Source organism: Kitasatospora sp. NPDC094028 (assembly GCF_049543595.1).
Taxonomy (GTDB): domain Bacteria; phylum Actinomycetota; class Actinomycetes; order Streptomycetales; family Streptomycetaceae; genus Kitasatospora.
The window spans coordinates 1-20,565 of record NZ_JBMVFA010000009.1; the positions used below are offsets into that span (position 1 = coordinate 1).

Below are 20,565 nucleotides of genomic sequence, written 5' to 3' on the forward strand. Positions count from 1 at the left end.
TCTCCAACCCCAGAAAATCTGAGGCCGGGGATGTCAACATATCTGGCGTTGACTTTTGGCACGCTGTTGAGTTCTCAAGGAACGGACGCTTCCTTGGAGCCGCCTTCCAGCGGACCCTCCGGGCGCTTCGTTCTTTCGTGTTTCCAGCTTATCAGATGTTTTCCGCTCCGTTTTCCGGAGTTTCATTCATCTGATTTCCCGAGCTGGCCGGGGTCACTTTCTGCGACGCCCTCCACATTAGCGCATTTCGGCTGTTACCCGAAATTCACGCTCACCCCGGTTGACGAAAACGCCAACGAACCCAACCGAATGGGCGTTCAAGGGTGAGAGTGGGTCTTGCTGAGTGGATGGCCGCTCCAGCGACTCGTTCAACACTAGGACACCTGGAGGACATCGTCAAACGTCGAGGGCGGGATCCGGCTGGATCCCGCCCTCGGTGGTCGAAGCCGCAGCTCAGCGGCGTCGGGTTTCGGTCACTTCGGTCACGCCGACGCCGGCACCAGCTCCGCCGCCGCCAGGTTCCGCTTTCCGCGGCGCAGCACGAGCCAGCGGCCGTGCAGCAGGTCGGCCTCGGTGGGCACGGCCTCCTCGTCCGTCACCTTGACGTTGTTGAGGTAGGCACCGCCCTCCTTGATCGTGCGGCGGGCGGCCGAGCGGCTCGGCGCCAGGCCGACCGCGACCAACAGGTCGACCACCGGCTGGAGTTCGGCGACCTCGGCCTTGGGCACCTCGGCCAGGGCGGCGGCGAGGGTCGGGGCCTCCAGGTCGGCGATGTCGCCCTGGCCGAACAGCGCCTTGGACGCGGCGACCGCGCGCTCGTACTGGTCGGCGCCGTGGACGAGCGTGGTCAGCTCCTCCGCAAGGGCGCGCTGGGCGAGGCGGGCGGCGGGGCGCTCGGTGGTCTCGCGCTCCAGCTCCTCGATCTCCTCCTTCGAGCGGAAGCTGAAGATCCGCAGGAAGTTGGAGACGTCCCGGTCGTCCGCGTTCAGCCAGAACTGGTAGAAGGCGTACGGGGTGGTCAGCTCGGGGTCGAGCCAGACAGTGCCGGACTCGGTCTTGCCGAACTTGGTGCCGTCCGCCTTGACGATCAGCGGCGTGGCCAGCGCGTGCACGGACTTGCCGTCCGCCTTGCGGATCAGGTCGGTGCCGGCGGTCAGGTTGCCCCACTGGTCGCTGCCGCCGGTCTCCAGAGTGCAGCCGTAGCGGCGGTTCAGCTCCAGGAAGTCCATGCCCTGGAGGATCTGGTAGCTGAACTCGGTGTAGCTGATGCCCGCGTCGGAGTTGAGCCGCCGGGCGACGGCCTCCTTGGCGATCATGTTGTTCACGCGGAAGTACTTGCCGACGTCGCGCAGCAGGCTGATGGCCGACATCCCGGAGGTCCAGTCCAGGTTGTTGACCATGCGCGCCGCGTACGGGCCCTCGAAGTCGAGGAAGCGCGAGATCTGGCCGCGCAGGCGCTCGACCCAGCCGGCCACCGTCTCGGGGTCGTTGAGGACGCGCTCGGCGGTGGGCTTCGGGTCGCCGATCAGGCCGGTGGCGCCGCCGACCAGGCCGAGCGGGAGGTTCCCCGCCTGCTGGATGCGGCGCATGGTGAGGATCTGCACCAGGTTGCCGAGGTGCAGGCTGGGCGCCGTGGGGTCGAAGCCGCAATAGAACGTGACCGGGCCGTCCGCGAACGCCTTGCGCAGTGCGTCCTCGTCGGTGGACAGGGCGATCAGCCCACGCCACCGCAGCTCGTCGACGATGTCCGTCACGGTCACGCTTCTCCTTCGATCGGGCGTCCGCCCGGCTCGGCCCCCGATTCGGTGAGGGGCCGCGGGTCGGTACGACTCCAGCCTGGTAGAGCCTACGCGGTTCCGGCCAGGGAGTTTTCGTCGAGGCACCCGGCCGGGGTCGCCCGGGCACTCCCCCGGGTTCCTCCCCGACACCGGAAATTCCGTTGTTCGTCGGCTGTGTGCCCATTCAGAGTGGTTCCGCCGCCGCGCGGCGGCAGTGACGTGTGTGGAGACGGTCGTGCCGCCGTGGCACGCCCGTGGGAAGGGTGTGCCGAGTGCGCAACACGCTGGTTCTGAACGCGAGCTACGAGCCCCTGACGACGGTGTCGCTCCAGCGCGCCGTCGTCCTGGTGCTCCAGGACAAGGCGGTGGTGGAGCAGGCGCACCCGCTGCGCTCGATCAGGGGGACGGGCGTGACCGTCCCGGTGCCCCGGGTGATCAGACTGCAACGGTACGTACGGGTGCCGTTCCGACAACAGGCCCCGTGGTCGAGGCGGGGTGTCCTGGCCCGGGACCAGCACCTCTGCGCGTACTGCGGACGGCGGGGCACCACGGTGGACCACCTTCAGCCCAAGTCGCGTGGCGGCGAGGACAGTTGGATGAACACGGTGGCCGCGTGCGCCGAGGACAACCAGCGCAAGGCGGACCGGACGCCCGAACAGGCCGGGATGCGGCTGCTGCGCCGGCCGTTCGTGCCGACGCCGCAGGCGACCCTGATGCTGGCTCTCGGCCTGCGGGGCTCGGAGGCCAGGGAGCTGGCCGACTGGCTCCCCGCGATCCCGGGGCAGCCCGCCCAGGCGGTCCCGGCGGCCTGAGCCCACGGGCGCCCGAGCGCGGATGCCCGAGCGCGGGCGCCCGAGCCCACGCGTGCGCCGGGCTCAGCCCTTCGCCTGGTAACCCGCCGCCGTCCCGAACGTGCCCGAGTGCTCCGGCACCACGACCACCTGCCCGCCGCCGATCAGCACCCGCCCGGACACCAGCAGCGAGCCCGTGCCGGGCGGGAAGTTCCCGCCGGTCGCCTCCTGGCCGCCGGCCACCGGGAACCTGCTGAGGCGGGCGGGCTGGTCGCGGCGCTCGTCGGCGGCGAGCACCAGCGCGCCGCCGTCGAGGCCGACCAGCCGGACGGCGCCCTTGGCGGCCGACTGCGCCTTCCAGCGCTGCTTGCCGGTGTCGAGGTCGTAGCCGGCCACGGCGACCGGCCCGCTGCCGCTCGCCGGCACGATCGAGGCGACCATCGTGCGGTCCTGGAAGTAGACCTCCGGGGTGGCCGAAAACGTACCGTGGGCGACGTCCAGCCGGCCGCCGTCCGCGACCACCGGGATCTCGGCGGCCGGGTCGCCGGCCGCGCCCCAGGCGAACACCCGGTCGTCCTCGGGCTTCCCGCCGGTGGTGAGGACGACGGCGGGCTCGGCGGAGAGCACCGTGACGGTCTTCGGCTGGTTGTTCAGGCCGCGCCACCAACTCACCTTGCCGTCCGCGGTGTTCAGCGCGACGGCCTGGTTCGCGGGGGTCGAGTCGGCACAGGAGGAGGCGACCAGCACGGTCTTGCCGGTGACGCCGCCGGAGAGCGTGCAGAACTTGCCCTGCCCGGTGTACTGCCAGACGTCCTTGCCGTCCGCGGCCTCCCAGGCGACCGCCCGGTCGTCACCGACCGCGACCACCTTGTCCTCGGTCACGCCGATCCGCGCGACGTAGGCGCCCTTGGCGTCCGAGACGGTCTTCGTCCACGCGGTCTTGCCGGTCTTGGTGTCCACCGCCGCGACCAGCGTGCAGGGCGCCTTCGGATCGGCCTGGGCCCGGAACACCGCCGCTCCCAGGCCTGCCTGGTTCACGGTCGCGGACAGCCCGCACGGGACGGCCCCGACGGCCGGCGGCTCGACCGCCCAGGTGGGCTTGCCGGCCGTACGGTCGTAGGCGCGCACGCCGGAGGCGTCCGCCCGGACCACCGCGTCGCCCAGCAGCCAGCTGCCGACCAGGGTGTCGTCCGCCCCCGGCTGTGCCGCCGCCGGCTGGGCGGCCCACGCCCGGGTGTGCGCCACGGCGAAGCCCGGCTCGCCACCGCTGTCCGCGGCGGCCCGGTCACCGCCCTCCGCGCCGACCATCAGCCCGGCCGCGACCAGCACCGCCAGCGCCGCGACCCCGGCTCCCGTGCGCACCAGCAGGGCCCGGCGGCTCGGCACGTGCTCCCCGGTGAGGACCTTCTCGCGGGCCGCCTTCGCCCTGGCCGCCAGCGAGGAGCCCGAACGCCCCTCGGCCCCACGCCGGGCGGTGGCCCTCGACGGCGCGGCGGCGGGTGCGACGGGCTCCGCGGGGGCCTCCTCGTCGGCCGGCTCCGGCTCAGGCTCCTCGGCGAGCTGCACGTAGCCGTCCGCCGAGTACTCCGCGCCCTCCGGTGCGTACAGCTCCTCCGGCGTGCCCTGCTGCTGCCCGTGGTCCGGGTACTGCGGGTACGCCGGGTACTGCTCGTGCTGCTCGTACTGCTGGTACTGCTGGTACTGCTGGTACGGATCCTGCTGGTAGCCGCCCTCGACGTACCCGGTCTGGCCGTACCCGTTCTGGCCGTGCCCGCCCTGCGCGTACCCGCCCTGCCCGTACCCCTCCCACGACACCGGTGGGGCGGGCTGGAAGGGCTGCTGCTGCTCGTAGCCGCCGCCCTGCCAGTCCTGCTGCTGCGCCTGCGGGTACCAGGGCTGCTGCCCGGCGTGGGCGTCTCCGAAGGGCTCCTGCGCCATCCGTTCCGTCCCTCCGAGCCGCCCTGCCTGCCGATGCGGCAGTCAGCATCTCACGGCCGTCCGGAGGGCGGGCCTCCGCCCTGGGAGGGCCGGAAAGGCAGGGCCTAGACCCCCGCCGACTCCGCGCGCAGGGCCTCGTCGATGCGGGCGGCGAGGGTGAAGTCCAGGCCGGTGAGCCCGCCCGCGCTGTGGGTGGAGAGGACGAAGCGCAGGCTGCGCCAGCGGATGTCGATGTCCGGGTGGTGGTCGAGCGCCTCGGCCTGCTCGGCGACGGCGTCGACGACCCGGATCGCGGCCGGGAAGTCGGGGGCGTCGGCCGAGCGGACGATGGCGTCGCCCTCCCGGGTCCACCGCGGCACGGCCGCCAGGGCCGCCGTGATCTCGTCCTCGCTCAGCCGTGCCCTGCTGCTCATCGAAGTGCTCCCATTCCGGGTCGTGGTGCGGGTCAGGCGGCCTTCCGGCGCGGACGGACCACGAGCTCGCCGCCGCAGTTGGGGCAGGCGGAGGCCATCGCCGCGGTGCAGTCCGGGCAGAAGGTGCACTCGAAGGAACATATCGAGGCGGGGCCGTCCACCGTCAGCGACACCGCGCAGCGCTCGCACGACTCGCGCATCTCCAGGGCCATGTCCTGTTCCTCCGAATTCCAGACGATCACAAGGGAGTTCATTCACACATCAGGCCGACCGCCGACGCGGTCAGCCCAGCAGCAGCTTGGTGACGGCGGCCAGACCGACCACCACGATCACCGCGCGCAGCGCGACGGGCGGCAGCCGGCGGCCGACCTTGGCGCCGAGCCCGCCGCCGATCAGCGAGCCGACCGCGATCAGCCCGGCGGCCGTCCAGTTCACCGTCGAGGTGAACAGGAAGAACAGGGCGGCGACGCCGTTGACGATCAGTGCCAGCGCGTTCTTCACCGCGTTGATCCGCTGCAGGTCCTCCTGCAGCAGCATGCCCATCAGCGCCAGCAGCAGCACGCCCTGCGCGGCGCCGAAGTAGCCGCCGTAGATGCCGGTGAGGAAGACGCCGGCGAGCAGCACCGGGCTGCCGTCCGGGTCGCCGCCGGGGCGACGCCGGGCGGCGACGGCCCTGGCGACCCGGGGCTGGATCACCACCAGCACCAGGGCGAGCAGGATCAGCGCCGGGACGATCGCGTCGAAGGCGCCCTTCGGCAGCTTGATCAGCAGCAGCGCGCCGACCAGTCCGCCGAGCAGCGAGGCAGTGCCCAGGCGCAGCAGCCGGCGGCCCTGGTCGGCCAGTTCGCGCCGGTAGCCGATCACGCCGCTGAGCGAACCGGGCACCAGGCCGAAGGAGTTGGAGACGTTGGCGGTGACCGGCGGGATGCCGACGGCGAGCAGCACCGGGAAGGTGATCAGCGTGCCGGAGCCGACGATGACGTTGATCATCCCGGCGCCGACGCCGGCCACCAGGACGGCCATCGCCTCCCAGAGCGTCACGGGTCACCCCTCCTCGTGGTCCTGTCCGACGTGATCATGCCGGACGGCCGCCCCCGGGGACCAGAGCCGCCCGCCATTCGGGACGCACGACACAGTGGCGCGGGAACGCCGAGGGCCCGCCACCGTACGGCAGCGGGCCCTCGCCGGGGTTCGGGGTCCGATCACTCGGGGTCGATCTTGCGGTACTCCCGCGGCCGGGCGGCGCCCTTCTCGGTGTCCACCGGGCGCGGCCCGGAGGCCGGGTCGATCGGCACCTGGGTGGCCGCCGGCGCCGGCGCCGGGATGCTGGGCGCGGCGACCGCGCCGCCGTTCATGCCGCCGCCGTTGCCGGTCAGCCCGTTGAAGGCGCCGCCGAGGCCCTTGAGCGCGTCGCCGACCTCGCTGGGGATGATCCACAGCTTGTTGGCGTCGCCCTTGGCGAGCTCGGGCAGGGTCTGCAGGTACTGGTAGGCGAGCAGCTTCTGGTCGGCGTCGCCGTCGTGGATGGCCTCGAAGACCGTCCGGATCGCGGCCGCCTCACCGTCCGCGCGCAGCACGGCCGCCTGGGCCTCACCCTCGGCCTTGAGCACCTCGGCCTGCTTCTCACCTTCGGCCTTGAGGATCTGGGACTGCCGCTGGCCCTCGGCGGTGAGGATCGCGGCGCGCTTGTCCCGCTCGGCGCGCATCTGCTTCTCCATCGAGTCCTGGATGGAGGTCGGCGGCTCGATCGCCTTCAGCTCGACCCGGTTGACCCGGATGCCCCACTTGCCGGTGGCCTCGTCCAGGACGCCGCGCAGGCCGGCGTTGATGACCTCGCGGGAGGTCAGGGTGGACTCCAGGTCCATCGAGCCGATGATGTTGCGCAGGGTGGTGACGGTCAGCTGCTCGATCGCCTGGATGTAGCTGGCGACCTCGTAGGTGGCCGCCCGGGGGTCGGTCACCTGGTAGTAGATGACGGTGTCGATGTTGACGACCAGGTTGTCCTGGGTGATCACCGGCTGCGGCGGGAACGGCACGACCTGCTCGCGCAGGTCGATCCGGTTGCGGACCCGGTCGATGAACGGGACGACGATGTTCAGCCCTGCGTTGAGCGTCCGGGTGTAGCGGCCGAAGCGCTCCACGATCGCGGCGCTGGCCTGCGGGATGACCTGGATCGTCTTGATCAGCGCGATGAAGGCCACCACGACCAGGACGACCAAAACGATAAGGACGGGTTCCACGGACTCTCCCCTAGACGACCAGGGCGGTCGCGCCCTGGATTTCGAAGACCTCGACCTGCTGCCCGGGCTGGAAGACCTGGTCCGGGTTGAGCGCGCGAGCCGACCAGATCTCGCCCTTGAGCTTGATCCGGCCGCCCTCCCCGTCGACGGATTCCACGACGACCGCGGTGGCGCCCTGGAGCGCCTCGATGCCCATCTTGACCTGCGCTCCCTTCCTCAGCTGCCGGTAGGCGATCGGGCGGACGAAGGCCACCAGCGCGACCGAGACCACCACGAAGACCAGGGTCTGCAGAACCCCTCCCCCGCCCAGCCCGGCCACGGCCGCGGCCGCCAGCGCGCCGACCCCGAACATGCCGAACTCCGGCGCCGTGGTGAGCACCAGCGGAATGCCGAGCACCACGGCGAGCAGGAGCCACCACGTCCAGCTGTCCACCCGACACCATCCTAGGGAGCGAAGGGTCCTCAGGGCGGACAGTTCCCGCAGGTCCAGGGGCGGAAACCGGTCGCACGTGCGACCGGTTCCGACGCCCCCTCAATCAGGACACGCCGTTCGGGGCGCGGCCCGGGGCTCAGCCGAGCGGCAGGCCCTGCGCCGACCAGCGGTCGCCGTGGCGCTCCAGGGTCAGCGGCAGACCGAAGCACTTGGAGAGGTTGCGGGCGGTGAGCTCGGTGTCGATCGGACCGGCGGTGAGCACCTTGCCCTGACGGATCATCAGGACGTGGGTGAAGCCGGGGGCGATCTCCTCGACGTGGTGGGTGACCATCGCCATGGCCGGGGCGAACTCGTCCTGGGCGAGCGCGCCGAGCCGGCGGACCAGGTCCTCGCGGCCGCCGAGGTCCAGGCCGGCGGCGGGCTCGTCGAGCAGCAGCAGCTCGGGGTCGGTCATCAGGGCGCGGGCGATCAGGGTGCGCTTGCGCTCGCCCTCGGAGAGGGTGCCGAACTTGCGGGCGGTGAGGCCCGCCATGCCCATCCGGTCGAGCAGGGCGAGGGCGCGGCCCTCGTCGGACTGGTCGTAGCTCTCCTGCCAGCTGACCGTCATGCCGTAGGCGGCGGTGAGCACGGTCTGCAGCACGGTCTGCTCGGCCGGGAGCTTGTCGAACATCGAGGCGCCGGCCAGGCCGATCCGGGAGCGCAGCTCGAAGACGTCGATCTCGCCCAGCTTCTCGCCGAGCACCGAGACCTTGCCCGAGGTCGGGAACAGGTACGAGGAGGCGATCTGCAGCAGGGTGGTCTTGCCGGCGCCGTTCGGGCCCAGGATGACCCAGCGCTCACCCTCGGAGATGGACCACGAGACCTGGTCGACCAGCGCGCGCCCCTCCCGGACCACGGATACGTCCACCAGCTCCAGCACGTCGCTCATGCCCACGCCTTCCCCAAAACAGAAATCTCGGCCGTCGATGCGGGCGGCGGTCCCGGCCCCGGCAGCCGGTGGGCACGGGGTGGGTGCGCCGCACGCGCATGGGCAAACCTACGCCACCCGGATGACCGCCGATTCCGTAGGCTGGCCGGATGCTCGCCACTCCTGCCGACAATCCGTACGAAGAGCCCCGTTCGGGGCGGCTGACCGCCTGGGGCAGCGCCCTGCTCGCCGGGCTGGTGCCGCCGGACGACGCCGCCGCCGCGATCCAGGGCGCCGACGAGAGCCACCGGGTGACCGGCCTGCCCGGGGACGGGCCGGCGGACCTGCACGGCCTCACCTGGGCGCTGGGACGGCTGCGGGTGCTCGGCGCGAAGGGCCTGCGGCTGGCGCTGCCGTCCGCCGGCCACCCGCTGGGGCTGACCGGCCCGGCGGCGTTCAACGAGCGGGCGATGGGCGCGGGCGAGGCGGTGCTCGCGGTGGGCCTGCCGCTCGGCCTGGTGCCGGAGATCACCGTGTACGGCCCGGAGGGGGATCGCTCGGCCACCGTGCTGTGGCGCTGTGCCGAGGTCGGCGACACCCCGCCGGCCGACGTCCCCTCGCTGCACGAGGCCGAGCGGGAGCTGGCGGACGGGCTGCGCGAGGCGACCCTGCTGCTGACCCGGCTGGACGTGGCCGGCGCCGGGCCCGGGGCGCTGCGTGCCCTGGAGGCGTACCGCCGGCGCGGGCACGCCGAGCTGCTGGCGCCCGGCTACCCGCCGCGCGCGGTGCGGGTGCTGGAGTCGGCGCGGCAGGTGTCGGCGCTGCTGGCGATCGCCGCGGACGGGCACGGCGCGGCGGTGAGCGCCTCCGAGATGGCGGCCCGGCAGTCGGTGCTGGCGCCGCTGCGGCGCACCGCCCGGCGGGCGCAGGTCGCGGCGTACAACGCCCTGGTGGACGAGCGCGAGGCCCGCTAGGCGGGACTGCTCCTAGCCGCCGCTGGGGCCGGCCTCGCCGTTGCGGACGGCCCAGAGCGCGGCCTGGGTGCGGTCGGCGAGGTCCAGCTTCATCAGGATGTTCGACACGTGGGTCTTCACGGTCTTCTCGGACAGGTGCAGGCTGCGGGCGATCTCCCGGTTGGAGCGGCCGTCCGCGATGTGGCCGAGCACCTCGCGCTCGCGCTCGGTGAGGGTGCCGCCGCGGCCCTGCGGGGCGCGCGGGCCGTCGTCGGAGAGCAGCGCCTCGGCCAGTTCGGGCTGGAGCAGCACGTGGCCGGCGTGCACCGAGCGGATCGCGCCGGCCAGCGCCTCCGGGTCGACGTCCTTGTAGACGTACCCGGCGGCGCCGGCCCGCAGCGCGGGGACCATGGTGCGGTGCTCGGTGAAGCTGGTGACGATCAGGATGCGGGCGCGGCTGCCCTCGTCCTTGAGCGTGCGCAGCGCCTCGATGCCGTCCACGCCGGGCATCTTGAGGTCCATCAGGACGACGTCGGGGTCGAGTTCGCGGGCGCGCTCGACGCCCTCGGCGCCGTCGGCGGCCTCGCCGACGACCTCGATGTCGTCCTGGACCTCCAGGAAGGTGCGCAGTCCGCGGCGGACCACCTGGTGGTCGTCGACCAGCAGGACGCGGATCGACGGCGTGCTGTCAGGCACCGGGGACCTCCATCTCGACGAGCGTCCCCCGGCCGGGGGCGGATTCCAGGGTGAGGGTGCCGCCCACGGCGGCGGCGCGGTCGCGCATCGAGGCCAGGCCGAGGTGGCGGCCGGCCCGGCGGACGGTGTCGGGGTCGAAGCCGCGGCCGTCGTCGCGCACCCGCAGGACGGCGCCGCGGGCGGACGTCCCGGCCAGGGTGACGGTGACCCGGCGGGCGCCGGAGTGGCGCAGCGCGTTGTGCAGCGCCTCCTGGGCGACGCGCAGCAGCGCGGCCTCCTGGGCGGGCGGCAGGGCGCGCACGCCGTCCGCGGCGTAGGCGAGGTCGGCGGTGTGGGCGCGGTCGAGGAGCTGCACCTGGGAGGCGAGGGTGGCGCTGAGCCCGTCCTCCTCCAGGGCGGCGGGGCGCAGTTCGACGACGACGGCGCGCAGTTCGTCGGCGGCCTCGGCGGCGAGCCGGGCGACCTCGGCGAGTTCGGCGCGGGCCCGGGCCGGGTCGCGGTCGACGAGCTTGGCGGCGGCCTTGGCGGTGAGGCGCAGCGAGAAGAGCTTCTGCGAGACGGCGTCGTGCAGGTCGTGGGCGATCCGGGCGCGTTCGCCGGCCAGGGTGAGTTCGCGGCTGCGCTCGTAGAGGCTGGCGTTGGTGAGGGCGAGGGCGGCGTGCGCGGCGAGGATGCGCAGCAGTTCCTCGTCGTGGTCGGTGAACAGGCCGCCGCCGCGCTTGTTGGCGAGGAAGATGACGCCGATGACCGGGGGTTCGTCCTCGGCGGCGTCGGTGTCGAGGACGGGCATGCCGAGGAAGGCGTCCATCTCGGGGTGGGCCTCGGGCCAGCCGCCGAAGGCGGGGGCCTGCCGGACGTCGGCGAGCCGGGTGGGGCCGGTCTCGTGGAGCATCTTGGCGAGCACGCCGTGCTGGCGGGGCAGCGGGCCGATCGCCCGCCACTGCTCGTCGGTGACGCCGTCGACGACGAACTGGGCGAAGCCGCCGTGGTCGTCGGGCACGCCGAGGGCGGCGTACTCGGCGTCGAGCAGTTCGCGGGCGGAGGCGGTGATGCGGCGCAGCACCTCGCGGACCTCCAGGTGGCGGCTCATCGCGAGCAGGGCGCGGCTGACGGCGGCGATCCCGGCGAGCGGGTCGCAGGCGGGCAGCGGGCCGTCGTCGGGCAGCGGGCCGTCGTGCGGCCGCGGCGTGGCGCCGGTGGGCCGGGGGTCGTCACCGGTGGTGCTGGGCATACCGCCAAACTACCGCCGCCGCAGGGGCGGTCGCGTCCGTCCGGGGCCGTGCAGGGCGCAGGTCCACAGCCCTAGGACCAGCGACCCGACGGGCCCGGCGGACGGCCTGGAAACGCCGGAGGGCGGCCCTCCCCGGCGTGGGGAGGGCCGCCCTCGGGGCGAACGGCGGAGCGGGCGTCAGCCCTTCTGCATGACCTCGGGCTCGTGCCGGCGCTGGAGCCGGGTGACGATCACGCCGATGGCGACCGAGATGGCGATCAGCGCGGCCGCGTCGATCGACCACTGGGCGACGCTCTGGTGCCACAGCGGGTCGTACTTGGGGTGCTCGAAGTCCTTGTTCCAGGGGCCCATCAGCTTGGACAGGTCCAGCGTGGTGGCGACGATGCCGGTGCCCCAGCGGGCGGGCATCAGCCAGGCGGCCTGCTCCAGGCCGGGCTTGCTGAAGATCTGGAACAGGCAGCCGGTGAAGACGACCTGGACGATGGCGAACATGACCAGCAGCGGCATGGTCTTCTCGGAGGTCTTGACCAGGGCCGAGATCATCAGGCCGAACATCATCGCGGTGAAGCTGAGCAGGATCATGCCGATGGTCATCTCGATGATCGGCAGGTTCTTGACCAGCAGGCCGTGCTGGGGCAGCTTGCGCGGCAGGAAGCCGACGGCGGAGATGATGGCGCCCTGGATCACGCTGAACACGCCCAGCACGATGACCTTGGACATCATGTACGCCGAGCGGGAGAGCCCGGTGGCTCGTTCTCGCTCGTAGATCGCCCGTTCCTTGATGAGTTCTCGGACGGAGTTGGCCGCGCCGGAGAAGCAGGCGCCGATGGCCATGATCATGATGATCGTCGCGGCGCCGCTGTTGAGGTGCAGCTGGGACTTCGGGTTCGCCGCCAGGCCCGCCTCGTTGGGGACGAGCACGCTGACCGCGCCGATGACGGCGGGTAGCAGCACCGACAGCGCGAGGAAGCCGCGGTCGGAGGCGAGCACGGACATGTAGCGGCGCATCAGCGTCCACAGCTGGGAGCCCCAGCTCTGCGGCTTCGGCGGCTTGACGGCCTCCTGGGCGACCTGGACGTGCTGCACCTCGCCGGCCTCGACGGTCGGCGCGGAGTACTGCTGGTAGTGCACCGAGCCGCGGTAGCGGCCGGCCCAGTCGTGGTCCGGGTAGTTCTCGAAGGCCTGGAAGACGTCCGCCCAGGTCTCGTAGCCGAAGAAGTGCAGGGCCTCGTCCGGCGGGCCGAAGTAGGCCACCGAGCCGCCCGGCGCCATCACCAGCAGCCGGTCGCAGAGCGCGAGTTCGGCCACCGAGTGGGTGACGACCAGGATGGTGCGGCCGTCGTCGGCGAGGCCGCGCAGCATCTGCATGACCTCGCGGTCCATGCCCGGGTCGAGGCCCGAGGTGGGCTCGTCCAGGAAGATCAGCGAGGGCTTGGTGAGCAGCTCCAGGGCGACCGAGACGCGCTTCTGCTGGCCGCCGGAGAGCGCGGTGATCTTGTTGTCGGCGCGCTTGTCGAGGCGCAGCTCGTACAGCACCTCGTCGATCCGGGCGTCGCGCTCCTTGGCCTCGGTGTCACCGGGGAAGCGCAGCCGGGCCGCGTACTTGAGGCCCTTCCGGACGGTCAGTTCGCGGTGCAGGATCTCGGACTGCGGCACCAGGCCGATCCGGGAGCGGAGTTCGGCGAACTGCTTGTAGAGGTTGCGGCCGTCGTACAGCACCTCGCCGCGGTCGGCCGGGCGGTAGCCGGTCAGGGCGCGCAGCAGGGTCGACTTGCCGGAGCCGGAGGGGCCGATGACGGCGACCAGGGACTTCTCCGGGAGGCCGAAGCTGACGTCGTCGAGCAGGACCTTCTTGCCGCCCTTGTGCTCGACCTCGACGGTCAGGTGGCGGGCGGAGAAGGAGACGGCGCCGGTGTCGACGAACTCCTGCAGCTGGTCGCCGACCAGCTGGAAGCCGGAGTGGCCGACGGTCAGCCGGTCCTGCGGGCCCATCAGCTGACGCTGCACCCGCTGGCCGTTGAGGTAGATGCCGTTGTGGCTGCCGAGGTCGACGATCTCGTAGCGGCCGTCCGGGAGTTGGCGCAGCTCGGCGTGGTGGCGGGAGACCTGGAGGTCGGACACCACGATGTCGTTGTCGAGCGCGCGGCCGATCCGGACGGTGCGCATCGCGGCGGTCAGGTTGCGGATGACGGTCGGCTGCGGGCCGCCGCCACCGCGCTGCGGCGCGGACGGGAAGCCGTCCTGCGCGAACGGGTCCTGCGGGAAGCCGGGCTGCGGCTGGGCCTGGTACCCCTGCTGCTGCGGGAAACCGGCCTGCGGCGGCTGCTGCCCCGGGTACGGCTGCTGCTGGTACGGCTGCTGGGGGGCCTGCGGCGCCCAGTTCTGCTGGGCCGGCGGCTGCGCGTCCGGGACGGGCCCGCGGGTGGTGACGGCCTCGTGCACAGGGGTCGCCTGCGGGGCGGCGACGGTCGCGGGGGCCGAGAAGGCGAGCCGGGGGCCGTTCTCCGCGTTGCCCAGGTTGACCACGGCACCGGGGTACAGCTGGGCCTGCATGGTGCGGGCGCCGGCCACGTACGTGCCGTTGGTGCTGCCGTGGTCGTCCAGCTGCCAGCCGCTGCCGTTGAAGCTGATGGTCCCGTGTCCCCAGGAGACCCTGGCGTCGTCGAACGGGAAGTCCGACTGCGGGTTGCGCCCGATGGTGTAGGACCGCCCGGGCTCCAGAGTCCGCTGCTGTCCGTTGATCTCGATGACGAGTTGCGGCACTTCTTGCCTGCCCCGCTCTCTCGGTTCCCCCGATTTGTGGCCCCCGCCGGGGGTGCACTGGCCTGAAACTGACGGAGGAATCATTCCAGCCCGCCGACCTCAGGTGAAAGTCACCCCGGGTGACTGTGACCAGGCTGCTACCCGGCGGCTCGCCCGCCCGCCTCCGGAGCGCTCCCGGCCCGGCACCGACGGTCGGCGTTCCCGCGCCCCTTCGGCTCGGGGCGTCCACCCGTCCGCGACGTGGGACGGGTGCTCGGGGGCCGCGGGCCGGCGGGTAGCGTGGGAGTCACCATGAACGCATCGCCCCTGGCCGCTGAGCCCCTCCCCGCCGCCCAGCACCGGACCGCGGACGAGCGCACCCTGCTCGTCAAGGTGTTCGGCAAGGACCGCCCCGGCATCACCGCCGGCCTCTTCGCGACGCTGGCCGGTTTCGGCGTCGACGTCATCGACATCGAGCAGGTCGTGACCCGCGGCCGCATCACGCTGTGCGCCCTGGTCACCCCACCGTCCGCACCCGGCGCCGAGGGTGGTCTGCGGGCCACCGTGCACCGCTGGGCCGACGAGCAGAAGCTCCAGGCCGAGATCCTCTCCGGCATCGGCGACAACCGGCCGCGCCGCGAGGGCCGTTCGCACGTGACGGTGCTCGGCCACCCACTGACCGCGGCCGCGGTCTCCGCGCTGACGTCGCGGATCACCGCGGCGGGCGGGAACATCGACCGCGTCTTCCGCCTCGCCAAGTACCCGGTGACGGCGGTCGAACTGGCCGTCTCGGGTGTGGCCCCCGAGGAGCTGCGGGCGGAGCTGGCCCAGGAGGCGGCCACCCAGCGGGTGGACGTCGCGGTGGTGGCGGCCGGCCTGGAGCGCCGGGCCAAGCGCCTGGTGGTGATGGACGTGGACTCCACGCTGATCCAGGACGAGGTGATCGAGCTGTTCGCCGCCCACGCGGGCTGCGAGGAGGAGGTCGCCGAGGTGACGGCGGCGGCGATGCGCGGCGAGCTGGACTTCGCCGAGTCGCTGCGGGCCCGGGTGGCGCTGCTGGCGGGGCTGGACGCCTCGGTGACGGAGAAGGTGCGCGCGGAGGTCCGGTTCACGCCGGGGGCGCGCACCCTGATCCGCACGCTGCAGCGCCTGGGCTTCCAGGTGGCGATCGTGTCCGGCGGGTTCACCCAGGTCACCGACCACCTGGCGGCGGAGCTGGGGCTGGACTTCGCGGCCGCCAACACCCTGGAGGTCGAGGACGGGAAGTTCACCGGCCGGGTGGTCGGCGAGATCGTGGACCGGGCCGGCAAGGCCCGCTGGCTGGCGCGGTTCGCCGAGCAGGCGAAGGTGCCGCTGGAGCAGACGGTGGCGATCGGCGACGGCGCCAACGACCTGGACATGCTGAACGCGGCCGGGCTCGGGGTGGCCTTCAACGCCAAGCCGGTGGTGCGGGAGGCCGCGCACACCGCCGTGAACGTGCCGTTCCTGGACACCGTGCTGTACCTGCTGGGCATCACCCGCGAGGAGGTCGAGGCGGCCGACCTCCCGATCGAGTAACGGCGCCGGACGCACGTGAGGGGCGCGCGGATCCGATCCGCGCGCCCCTCACCCGTGCTCGGACGGCCTTCCGTACGGCCCGGCGGGCCCGCGTACGGCCCGGCGGTCAGTCCTGCGGCGTGTGGTACGAGACCAGCTCCGCCACGCCCGGCTCCACGCCCTTCCAGGAGCCGCTGAAGCTGAGCACCGCGATCGCCGCGGTCGGGAAGCCGCCGAGCCGCAGCCGCTCCAGCGCGTCCCGGTCGCCCTCGTCCCCGGCCAGCACCTGGGTGAGCCCGAGCACGCCGGGGTTGTGGCCGACCAGCACCACGTCGGCGTACTCCTCCGGGGTCTCCTGCAGGACGGCGATGATCTCGCCCGGGCTGGCCTCGTAGATGCGGTCCTCGTACACCGTCTTGCGGGCCCGCTTGGGCAGCTCGTGCGCCGCCAGCTTCCACGTCTCCCGTGTGCGCAGGGCGGTGGAGCAGAGCACGAAGTCGGGGTTGATGCCGGAATCGGCCATCCAGCGGCCGGCGTCCGGGGCCTGGTGGCGGCCCCGGTCGGCCAGCGGCCGCTCGTGGTCGTCCACGCCGTTCGGCCAGTCGGCCTTGGCGTGGCGGAGAACGATGATCCTGCGGGGCATTTCGGCGCTCATACCCAGCAAGCTTGGCAGAAAAGCCGCCCGGCGGCGCGATGCTCCGGGGTGCCGCCACGCGCGGGGGCGGCAGGTGCCACCATGCGCCGTTCACCGGCGCTTCATCCGGGTGGTGGCGGCCGGTCAGCCCATCGCGTCGGCGACGGAGGCGACGATCGCCACCACCACCACGATGGCGGCGAAGATGAGGGCGATCCGGCCGAGCTGCTTGCGGCCGTCGGTGGGGTTCGGGTCGAGAACGGGCATGTCGGGATTCTCCCACCCCGAACACACCCGTCCGCCGCCACCCCTCAGCCCTTGGTCAAGCCTTGACCCGCGCGGCGGGGAGCACCGCCTCGTCCTCGATGTGCCGGGCCCGCGCGGCCCGCAGGCCGAACAGCATCTGCGGCACCAGCAGCAGCGCCAGGAAGCCGAGCGGCCAGTACCACTCGCCGGTGACCTGGTAGATCCGGCCGATCAGGATCGGGCCCGGGATGGAGATCAGGTAGCCGACGCCCTGGGAGAAGACGGACAGCTGCGCCACCCCGCCGGCCGTCCGGGCGCGCAGCCCGATCATGGTCAGCACCAGCGGGAAGGCGCAGTTGGACAGGCCCACCAGCACGCACCACAGCCACGGCGCCCCGGCCGGGGCGAGCGCCAGACCGGCGTAGCCGGCGATGCCGCAGGAGGCCAGCACCACCACGAACAGCCGCTGGTCGCCGCGCCGGGCGGCCAGGTTGGGCAGCACGAAGGAGACCGGCACGCCGATCACCATGGTGACCGCGAGCAGCGCCCCGGAGGTGCCCTTGTCGATGCCGGCGTCCTGGAAGATCTTCGGCAGGAAGCCCATCACCACGTACGCGCCGGTCGCCTGCAGGCCGAAGAAGCAGGCCAGCGCCCAGGCCGTACGGCTGCGGGTGATCGGCAGCCTGGCGGGCGCGGCGCCGTCCGAGGCCCGCTCGCCGCGCTCGCGCCGCACGACCAGCACCACCAGCCAGAGCACCAGGGCGAGCGCGCCCAGGCCGGCCCAGGCGCCGAGGCCGTAGCGCCAGTCACCCCCGAGGGAGTTGGTCAGCGGCACGCTGACCAGGGCGGCCAGGGCGGTGCCGGCGGACAGCGCCATGGAGTACAGGCCGATCATCGGACCGACCCGGTCCGGGAAGTACCGCTTGATCACCACCGGCAGCAGCACGTTGGAGACCGCCACCCCGGCCAGCGCGAGCGCGGTGAGCAGCAGGAACACCGCCGTACCGCCGGCGAAGGAGCGGGCGAGCACGCCCGCCGTGATCGCGCCCATGCCGGCCGTGATCACCGCGATCGGGCCGATCCGGCGGGCCGCCGCGGGGGCGAGGAAGCCGAACAGCGCGAAGCACAGCGAGGGCACGGCGGCGAGCAGCCCGGCGAGCGTCGGGTTCATCCCGAGGTCGGCGCGAACCTGGTCGAGCAGCGGCCCGAGGCTGGTGACCACGGGGCGCAGGTTGAACGCGGCGGCGGCGATCGCGACGGCGAACAGCCAGACGCCGTACTTGGCGGCGGGAGGAACGGGGGCCGCGGGGGCGGGGGCCGCGGGGGTGGCGGAGGTGCCGGCGGGCCGCTCGGTCTGCGGCCGGGCCCCGGCCCGTGCGGAAGCGGTGGTGTCTGCTGCGGGAGGCATGCGGGCCATCATAGAATGATGGGATGAATTGATGCACCTCGGAATTGGCATGATGGGCCGACCGCCCGTCCCCCGTCATCCGCCGTCACCCCCCGGCCATCCACCGGACACCATCCACCCGGCCCCACCCGAGCCGTAGCCGCAAGGAGACCCCCGTGGCGCTGTCCTCGCCGAGGCGCACCCCGCTGTCCGACCAGGTGATCGCCCAGCTGCGCGCCCAGATCACCTCCGGGGAGTGGCCGGTCGGCTCGCGCATCCCCACCGAGGCGGCCCTGGTCGAACAGCTCGGGGTGGCCCGCAACACCGTCCGCGAGGCCGTCCGCGCCCTCGCCCACAACGGACTGCTGGACATCCGGCAGGGCTCCGGCACGTACGTCCTCGCCACCAGCGAGCTGGCCGGGGTGATGCACCGCCGCTTCGCCGACGCCGACCCGGCGCAGGTCGCCGAGCTGCGGGCGACGCTGGAGACCTCGGCGGCGGGCCTGGCCGCCGAGCGCCGCACCGAGCGCGACCTCGCGCTGCTGGACGCCGCGCTCGCCCGCCGCGAGAGCGCCTGGCAGTCCGGGGACGCCGAGGCCTTCGTCCAGGCCGACGCCGCCTTCCACCAGGCCGTCGTCGCCGCCGCGCACAACGACGCGCTGCTCGCCGTCTACTCCGACCTCGGCGAGGTCACCCGGGAGCACCTGCGCAAGGACGTCGGCCCCGAGCTGATCGCCGAGCGCTACGTCGGCCACGACACCATCCTGGAGGCCATCCGGGACGGTGACAGCCGACGCGCCTCGGTGGAGGCCGGCCGCGCCATCGGCGTCTGCGCGGACGCCTGCGCCGAGTCCTGAGGAGCGCGCAAACGCCGCTGCCCGGCACCCCCTGCGATCAGGGGTGCCGGGCAGCGGCGTACGGGCGGGGCGGGCGTCAGGCGCCGATGGCGTGCAGACCGCCGTCCACGTGGACGATCTCGCCGGTGGTCTTCGGGAACCAGTCCGACAGCAGCGCGACGATGCCGCGGCCGGCCGGCTCCGGGTCGCTCAGGTCCCACTTCAGCGGGGAGCGCTGGTTCCAGGTGTCGGCCAGCTCGGTGAAGCCCGGGATGGACTTCGCGGCCATCGAGCCGATCGGACCGGCCGAGACCAGGTTGCAGCGGATGTCCCGCTCGCCCAGGTAGCGCGCCAGGTAGCGGTTGGTGGCCTCCAGCGCGGCCTTGGCCGGGCCCATCCAGTCGTACTGCGGCCAGGCGAACTGCGCGTCGAAGGTCAGGCCGACGACCGAGCCGCCGTCCTGCATCAGCGGCAGCAGCGCCGTGGTCAGCGACTTCAGCGAGTACGCCGAGACGTGCATCGCGGTGGCCACGGACTCCCACGGGGTGTCCAGGAAGTTGCCGCCGAGCGCGTCCTGCGGGGCGAAGCCGATCGAGTGGACGACGCCGTCCAGGGTCGGCAGGACCTCGCGGACCTGGTCGGCCAGGCCGGCCAGGTGCTCCGGGTTGGAGACGTCCAGCTCCAGCACCTTCACCGGCTTCGGCAGCTTCCGGGCGACCCGCTCGGTCAGGCTCGGGCGCGGCCACGCGGTGAGGATGATCTCCGCACCCTGCTCCTGGGCGAGCCGGGCGGTGTGGAAGGCGATGGACGACTCCATCAGCACACCGGTGATGAGGATGCGCTTGCTTTCGAGGATTCCACTCATGATCAGTGACCCATGCCCAATCCGCCGTCCACGGGAATGACGGCTCCGGTGATGTACGCGGCCTCGTCCGAGCTGAGGAACCGCACGGTCGAGGCGACCTCGGCGGGCGCCGCGTAGCGGCCCAGCGGCACGCCGGCGACGATCTCCGCGCGGCGCTCGTCACTGAGCACGGCGGTCATGTCGGTGTCCACGAAGCCGGGGGCGACCACGTTGACGGTGATGTTGCGCGGGCCCAGCTCGCGGGCCAGCGAGCGGGCGAAGCCCACCAGGCCGGCCTTCGACGCGGCGTAGTTCGCCTGGCCCGGCGAGCCGGACAGGCCCACCACGGACGAGATCAGGACCACGCGGCCCTTCTTGGCCCGCATCATCAGCTTGGAGGCGCGCTTCACCACCCGGAACGTCCCGGTGAGGTTGGTGTCCAGGACGGACGTGAAGTCCTCCTCGGACATGCGCAGCAGCAGGGTGTCGTTGGTGATGCCCGCGTTGGCGACCAGCACCTGGACCGCGCCGTGCTTCGCCTCGATCTCGGTGAAGGCGGCGTCGACCTGGGCGGCGTCCGTGATGTCGCAGCGCACCGCGAGGACGTCGTACTTGGCCAGCGCCTCGGGCACCTCGCCCGAGCGGCTGGTGATGGCGACCTTGTCGCCCGCCTCGGCGAAGGCCTGGGCGATCGCGAGGCCGATGCCCCGGTTTCCTCCGGTGACGAGAACCGAGCGGCTCAACGATCCACCTCTCTCCCCTGGGTCTGCGCGTACGTCGGAATGCGTACGCAGTCTGTGACGCTATCGGGCGCCCGGCGACGGCGGCGCATCGGGCTCCCACAGCGCCGCACCGGAGGAACTGTCGCAATCCGACAATCCCGGTCACCGCGCCCGACTCCGCAGGTCGGCGCACCGAGGGGTTGCGCGAACGCCCCTTTCCGGCCACTGTGCGGGAACA

The 20,565-nt window shown here is 72.7% G+C and carries 21 protein-coding genes; 5 read left to right on the plus strand and 16 right to left on the minus strand.

Annotated features, from left to right (window positions below):
* Positions 1-194: hypothetical protein (locus ACPC54_RS15985; RefSeq protein WP_498965391.1), on the plus strand; the 194-nt coding region annotated here is incomplete at its 5' end.
* Between the two features lie 288 nt (positions 195-482).
* On the opposite strand, the gene tyrS is transcribed toward ACPC54_RS15985, so the two are convergent.
* Entirely contained in the window at positions 483-1,754 is a 1,272-nt protein-coding gene (tyrS, locus tag ACPC54_RS15990; RefSeq protein ID WP_498965610.1) for a tyrosine--tRNA ligase, read from the minus strand.
* Between the two features lie 296 nt (positions 1,755-2,050).
* Here tyrS and ACPC54_RS15995 point away from each other — a divergent pair, with 296 nt between their 5' ends.
* The gene (locus ACPC54_RS15995; RefSeq protein ID WP_045708873.1) at positions 2,051-2,590 is read left to right on the plus strand and encodes an HNH endonuclease; all 540 of its coding nucleotides are present in this window, start codon (positions 2,051-2,053) and stop codon (positions 2,588-2,590) included.
* A 63-nt stretch (positions 2,591-2,653) separates the two neighbouring features.
* Here ACPC54_RS15995 and ACPC54_RS16000 read toward each other — a convergent pair whose 3' ends face one another.
* The 7 genes from ACPC54_RS16000 to ACPC54_RS16030 all read right to left on the minus strand — a co-directional run bounded on the left by ACPC54_RS16000 (position 2,654) and on the right by ACPC54_RS16030 (position 8,521).
* Positions 2,654-4,507 (minus strand): outer membrane protein assembly factor BamB family protein, encoded by a 1,854-nt coding sequence (locus ACPC54_RS16000; protein ID WP_498965392.1) that lies wholly within the window; start codon positions 4,505-4,507, stop codon positions 2,654-2,656.
* A gap of 104 nt (positions 4,508-4,611) precedes the next feature.
* The gene (locus ACPC54_RS16005; protein WP_498965393.1) at positions 4,612-4,920 is read right to left on the minus strand and encodes a 4a-hydroxytetrahydrobiopterin dehydratase; all 309 of its coding nucleotides are present in this window, start codon (positions 4,918-4,920) and stop codon (positions 4,612-4,614) included.
* A gap of 32 nt (positions 4,921-4,952) precedes the next feature.
* Positions 4,953-5,132 carry a DUF1272 domain-containing protein gene (locus ACPC54_RS16010; RefSeq protein ID WP_498965611.1) on the minus strand — a complete coding sequence of 60 codons (180 nt, stop codon included), beginning with the start codon at positions 5,130-5,132 and terminating at the stop codon, positions 4,953-4,955.
* 70 nt (positions 5,133-5,202) lie between these two features.
* Positions 5,203-5,961: a sulfite exporter TauE/SafE family protein gene (locus tag ACPC54_RS16015; RefSeq protein ID WP_498965394.1), complete on the minus strand. Its 759-nt coding sequence runs from the start codon at positions 5,959-5,961 to the stop codon at positions 5,203-5,205.
* A 161-nt stretch (positions 5,962-6,122) separates the two neighbouring features.
* Entirely contained in the window at positions 6,123-7,160 is a 1,038-nt protein-coding gene (locus ACPC54_RS16020) for an SPFH domain-containing protein (RefSeq protein WP_498965395.1), read from the minus strand.
* Between the two features lie 10 nt (positions 7,161-7,170).
* Positions 7,171-7,593, minus strand: a complete 423-nt coding sequence (locus tag ACPC54_RS16025; RefSeq protein ID WP_498965396.1) for an NfeD family protein — start codon at positions 7,591-7,593, stop codon at positions 7,171-7,173.
* 136 nt (positions 7,594-7,729) lie between these two features.
* A complete protein-coding gene (locus tag ACPC54_RS16030; protein WP_498965397.1) occupies positions 7,730-8,521 on the minus strand; it encodes an ABC transporter ATP-binding protein in 792 nt (263 codons plus the stop codon).
* A gap of 149 nt (positions 8,522-8,670) precedes the next feature.
* Between ACPC54_RS16030 and ACPC54_RS16035 the strand changes: the two genes are divergently transcribed.
* A complete protein-coding gene (locus ACPC54_RS16035) occupies positions 8,671-9,474 on the plus strand; it encodes an Rv1486c family protein (protein ID WP_498965398.1) in 804 nt (267 codons plus the stop codon).
* A 12-nt stretch (positions 9,475-9,486) separates the two neighbouring features.
* On the opposite strand, the gene ACPC54_RS16040 is transcribed toward ACPC54_RS16035, so the two are convergent.
* From ACPC54_RS16040 to ACPC54_RS16050, 3 genes are all read right to left on the minus strand, one after another.
* Positions 9,487-10,149, minus strand: coding sequence for a response regulator (locus tag ACPC54_RS16040; protein ID WP_498965399.1), 663 nt, complete (start codon positions 10,147-10,149; stop codon positions 9,487-9,489).
* A complete protein-coding gene (locus tag ACPC54_RS16045; RefSeq protein ID WP_498965613.1) occupies positions 10,142-11,239 on the minus strand; it encodes a GAF domain-containing sensor histidine kinase in 1,098 nt (365 codons plus the stop codon). Before ACPC54_RS16045 ends, ACPC54_RS16040 begins: the two co-directional genes overlap by 8 nt.
* A 318-nt stretch (positions 11,240-11,557) precedes the next feature.
* Complete coding sequence (locus tag ACPC54_RS16050; protein WP_498965400.1) at positions 11,558-14,143, minus strand: FHA domain-containing protein; 2,586 nt, start codon at positions 14,141-14,143, stop codon at positions 11,558-11,560.
* 291 nt (positions 14,144-14,434) lie between these two features.
* Here ACPC54_RS16050 and serB point away from each other — a divergent pair, with 291 nt between their 5' ends.
* Complete coding sequence (gene serB / locus ACPC54_RS16055) at positions 14,435-15,679, plus strand: phosphoserine phosphatase SerB (protein WP_498965401.1); 1,245 nt, start codon at positions 14,435-14,437, stop codon at positions 15,677-15,679.
* Between the two features lie 106 nt (positions 15,680-15,785).
* On the opposite strand, the gene ACPC54_RS16060 is transcribed toward serB, so the two are convergent.
* The 3 genes from ACPC54_RS16060 to ACPC54_RS16070 all read right to left on the minus strand — a co-directional run bounded on the left by ACPC54_RS16060 (position 15,786) and on the right by ACPC54_RS16070 (position 17,946).
* Positions 15,786-16,313, minus strand: a complete 528-nt coding sequence (locus ACPC54_RS16060) for a SixA phosphatase family protein (protein WP_498965402.1) — start codon at positions 16,311-16,313, stop codon at positions 15,786-15,788.
* A 123-nt stretch (positions 16,314-16,436) separates the two neighbouring features.
* Positions 16,437-16,559, minus strand: coding sequence for an SGM_5486 family transporter-associated protein (locus ACPC54_RS16065; protein WP_498965403.1), 123 nt, complete (start codon positions 16,557-16,559; stop codon positions 16,437-16,439).
* Positions 16,560-16,614: 55 nt separating this feature from the next.
* Positions 16,615-17,946: a CynX/NimT family MFS transporter gene (locus ACPC54_RS16070; protein WP_498965404.1), complete on the minus strand. Its 1,332-nt coding sequence runs from the start codon at positions 17,944-17,946 to the stop codon at positions 16,615-16,617.
* A gap of 155 nt (positions 17,947-18,101) precedes the next feature.
* On the opposite strand from ACPC54_RS16070, the gene ACPC54_RS16075 reads away from it, so the two are divergent.
* Positions 18,102-18,782, plus strand: a complete 681-nt coding sequence (locus tag ACPC54_RS16075; RefSeq protein WP_498965405.1) for a FadR/GntR family transcriptional regulator — start codon at positions 18,102-18,104, stop codon at positions 18,780-18,782.
* Between the two features lie 76 nt (positions 18,783-18,858).
* On the opposite strand, the gene fabI is transcribed toward ACPC54_RS16075, so the two are convergent.
* Positions 18,859-19,626: an enoyl-ACP reductase FabI gene (gene fabI / locus ACPC54_RS16080; RefSeq protein ID WP_498965406.1), complete on the minus strand. Its 768-nt coding sequence runs from the start codon at positions 19,624-19,626 to the stop codon at positions 18,859-18,861.
* Between the two features lie 2 nt (positions 19,627-19,628).
* Positions 19,629-20,348 (minus strand): 3-oxoacyl-[acyl-carrier-protein] reductase, encoded by a 720-nt coding sequence (fabG, locus tag ACPC54_RS16085; RefSeq protein ID WP_498965407.1) that lies wholly within the window; start codon positions 20,346-20,348, stop codon positions 19,629-19,631.
* Positions 20,349-20,565: the final 217 nt, after the last annotated feature.

Coding starts and splice junctions, on each gene's coding strand:
- ACPC54_RS16000 (WP_498965392.1), bottom strand. CDS start 4,507: ATGGCGCAGGAGCCCTTCGGAGACGCCCACGCCGGGCAGCAGCCCTGG.
- ACPC54_RS16005 (WP_498965393.1), bottom strand. CDS start 4,920: ATGAGCAGCAGGGCACGGCTGAGCGAGGACGAGATCACGGCGGCCCTG.
- ACPC54_RS16010 (WP_498965611.1), bottom strand. CDS start 5,132: ATGGCCCTGGAGATGCGCGAGTCGTGCGAGCGCTGCGCGGTGTCGCTG.
- ACPC54_RS16030 (WP_498965397.1), bottom strand. CDS start 8,521: ATGAGCGACGTGCTGGAGCTGGTGGACGTATCCGTGGTCCGGGAGGGG.
- ACPC54_RS16035 (WP_498965398.1), top strand. CDS start 8,671: ATGCTCGCCACTCCTGCCGACAATCCGTACGAAGAGCCCCGTTCGGGG.
- ACPC54_RS16045 (WP_498965613.1), bottom strand. CDS start 11,239: ATGAGCCGCCACCTGGAGGTCCGCGAGGTGCTGCGCCGCATCACCGCC.
- serB (WP_498965401.1), top strand. CDS start 14,435: ATGAACGCATCGCCCCTGGCCGCTGAGCCCCTCCCCGCCGCCCAGCAC.
- ACPC54_RS16060 (WP_498965402.1), bottom strand. CDS start 16,313: ATGAGCGCCGAAATGCCCCGCAGGATCATCGTTCTCCGCCACGCCAAG.
- ACPC54_RS16065 (WP_498965403.1), bottom strand. CDS start 16,559: ATGCCCGTTCTCGACCCGAACCCCACCGACGGCCGCAAGCAGCTCGGC.
- ACPC54_RS16070 (WP_498965404.1), bottom strand. CDS start 17,946: ATGCCTCCCGCAGCAGACACCACCGCTTCCGCACGGGCCGGGGCCCGG.
- fabI (WP_498965406.1), bottom strand. CDS start 19,626: ATGAGTGGAATCCTCGAAAGCAAGCGCATCCTCATCACCGGTGTGCTG.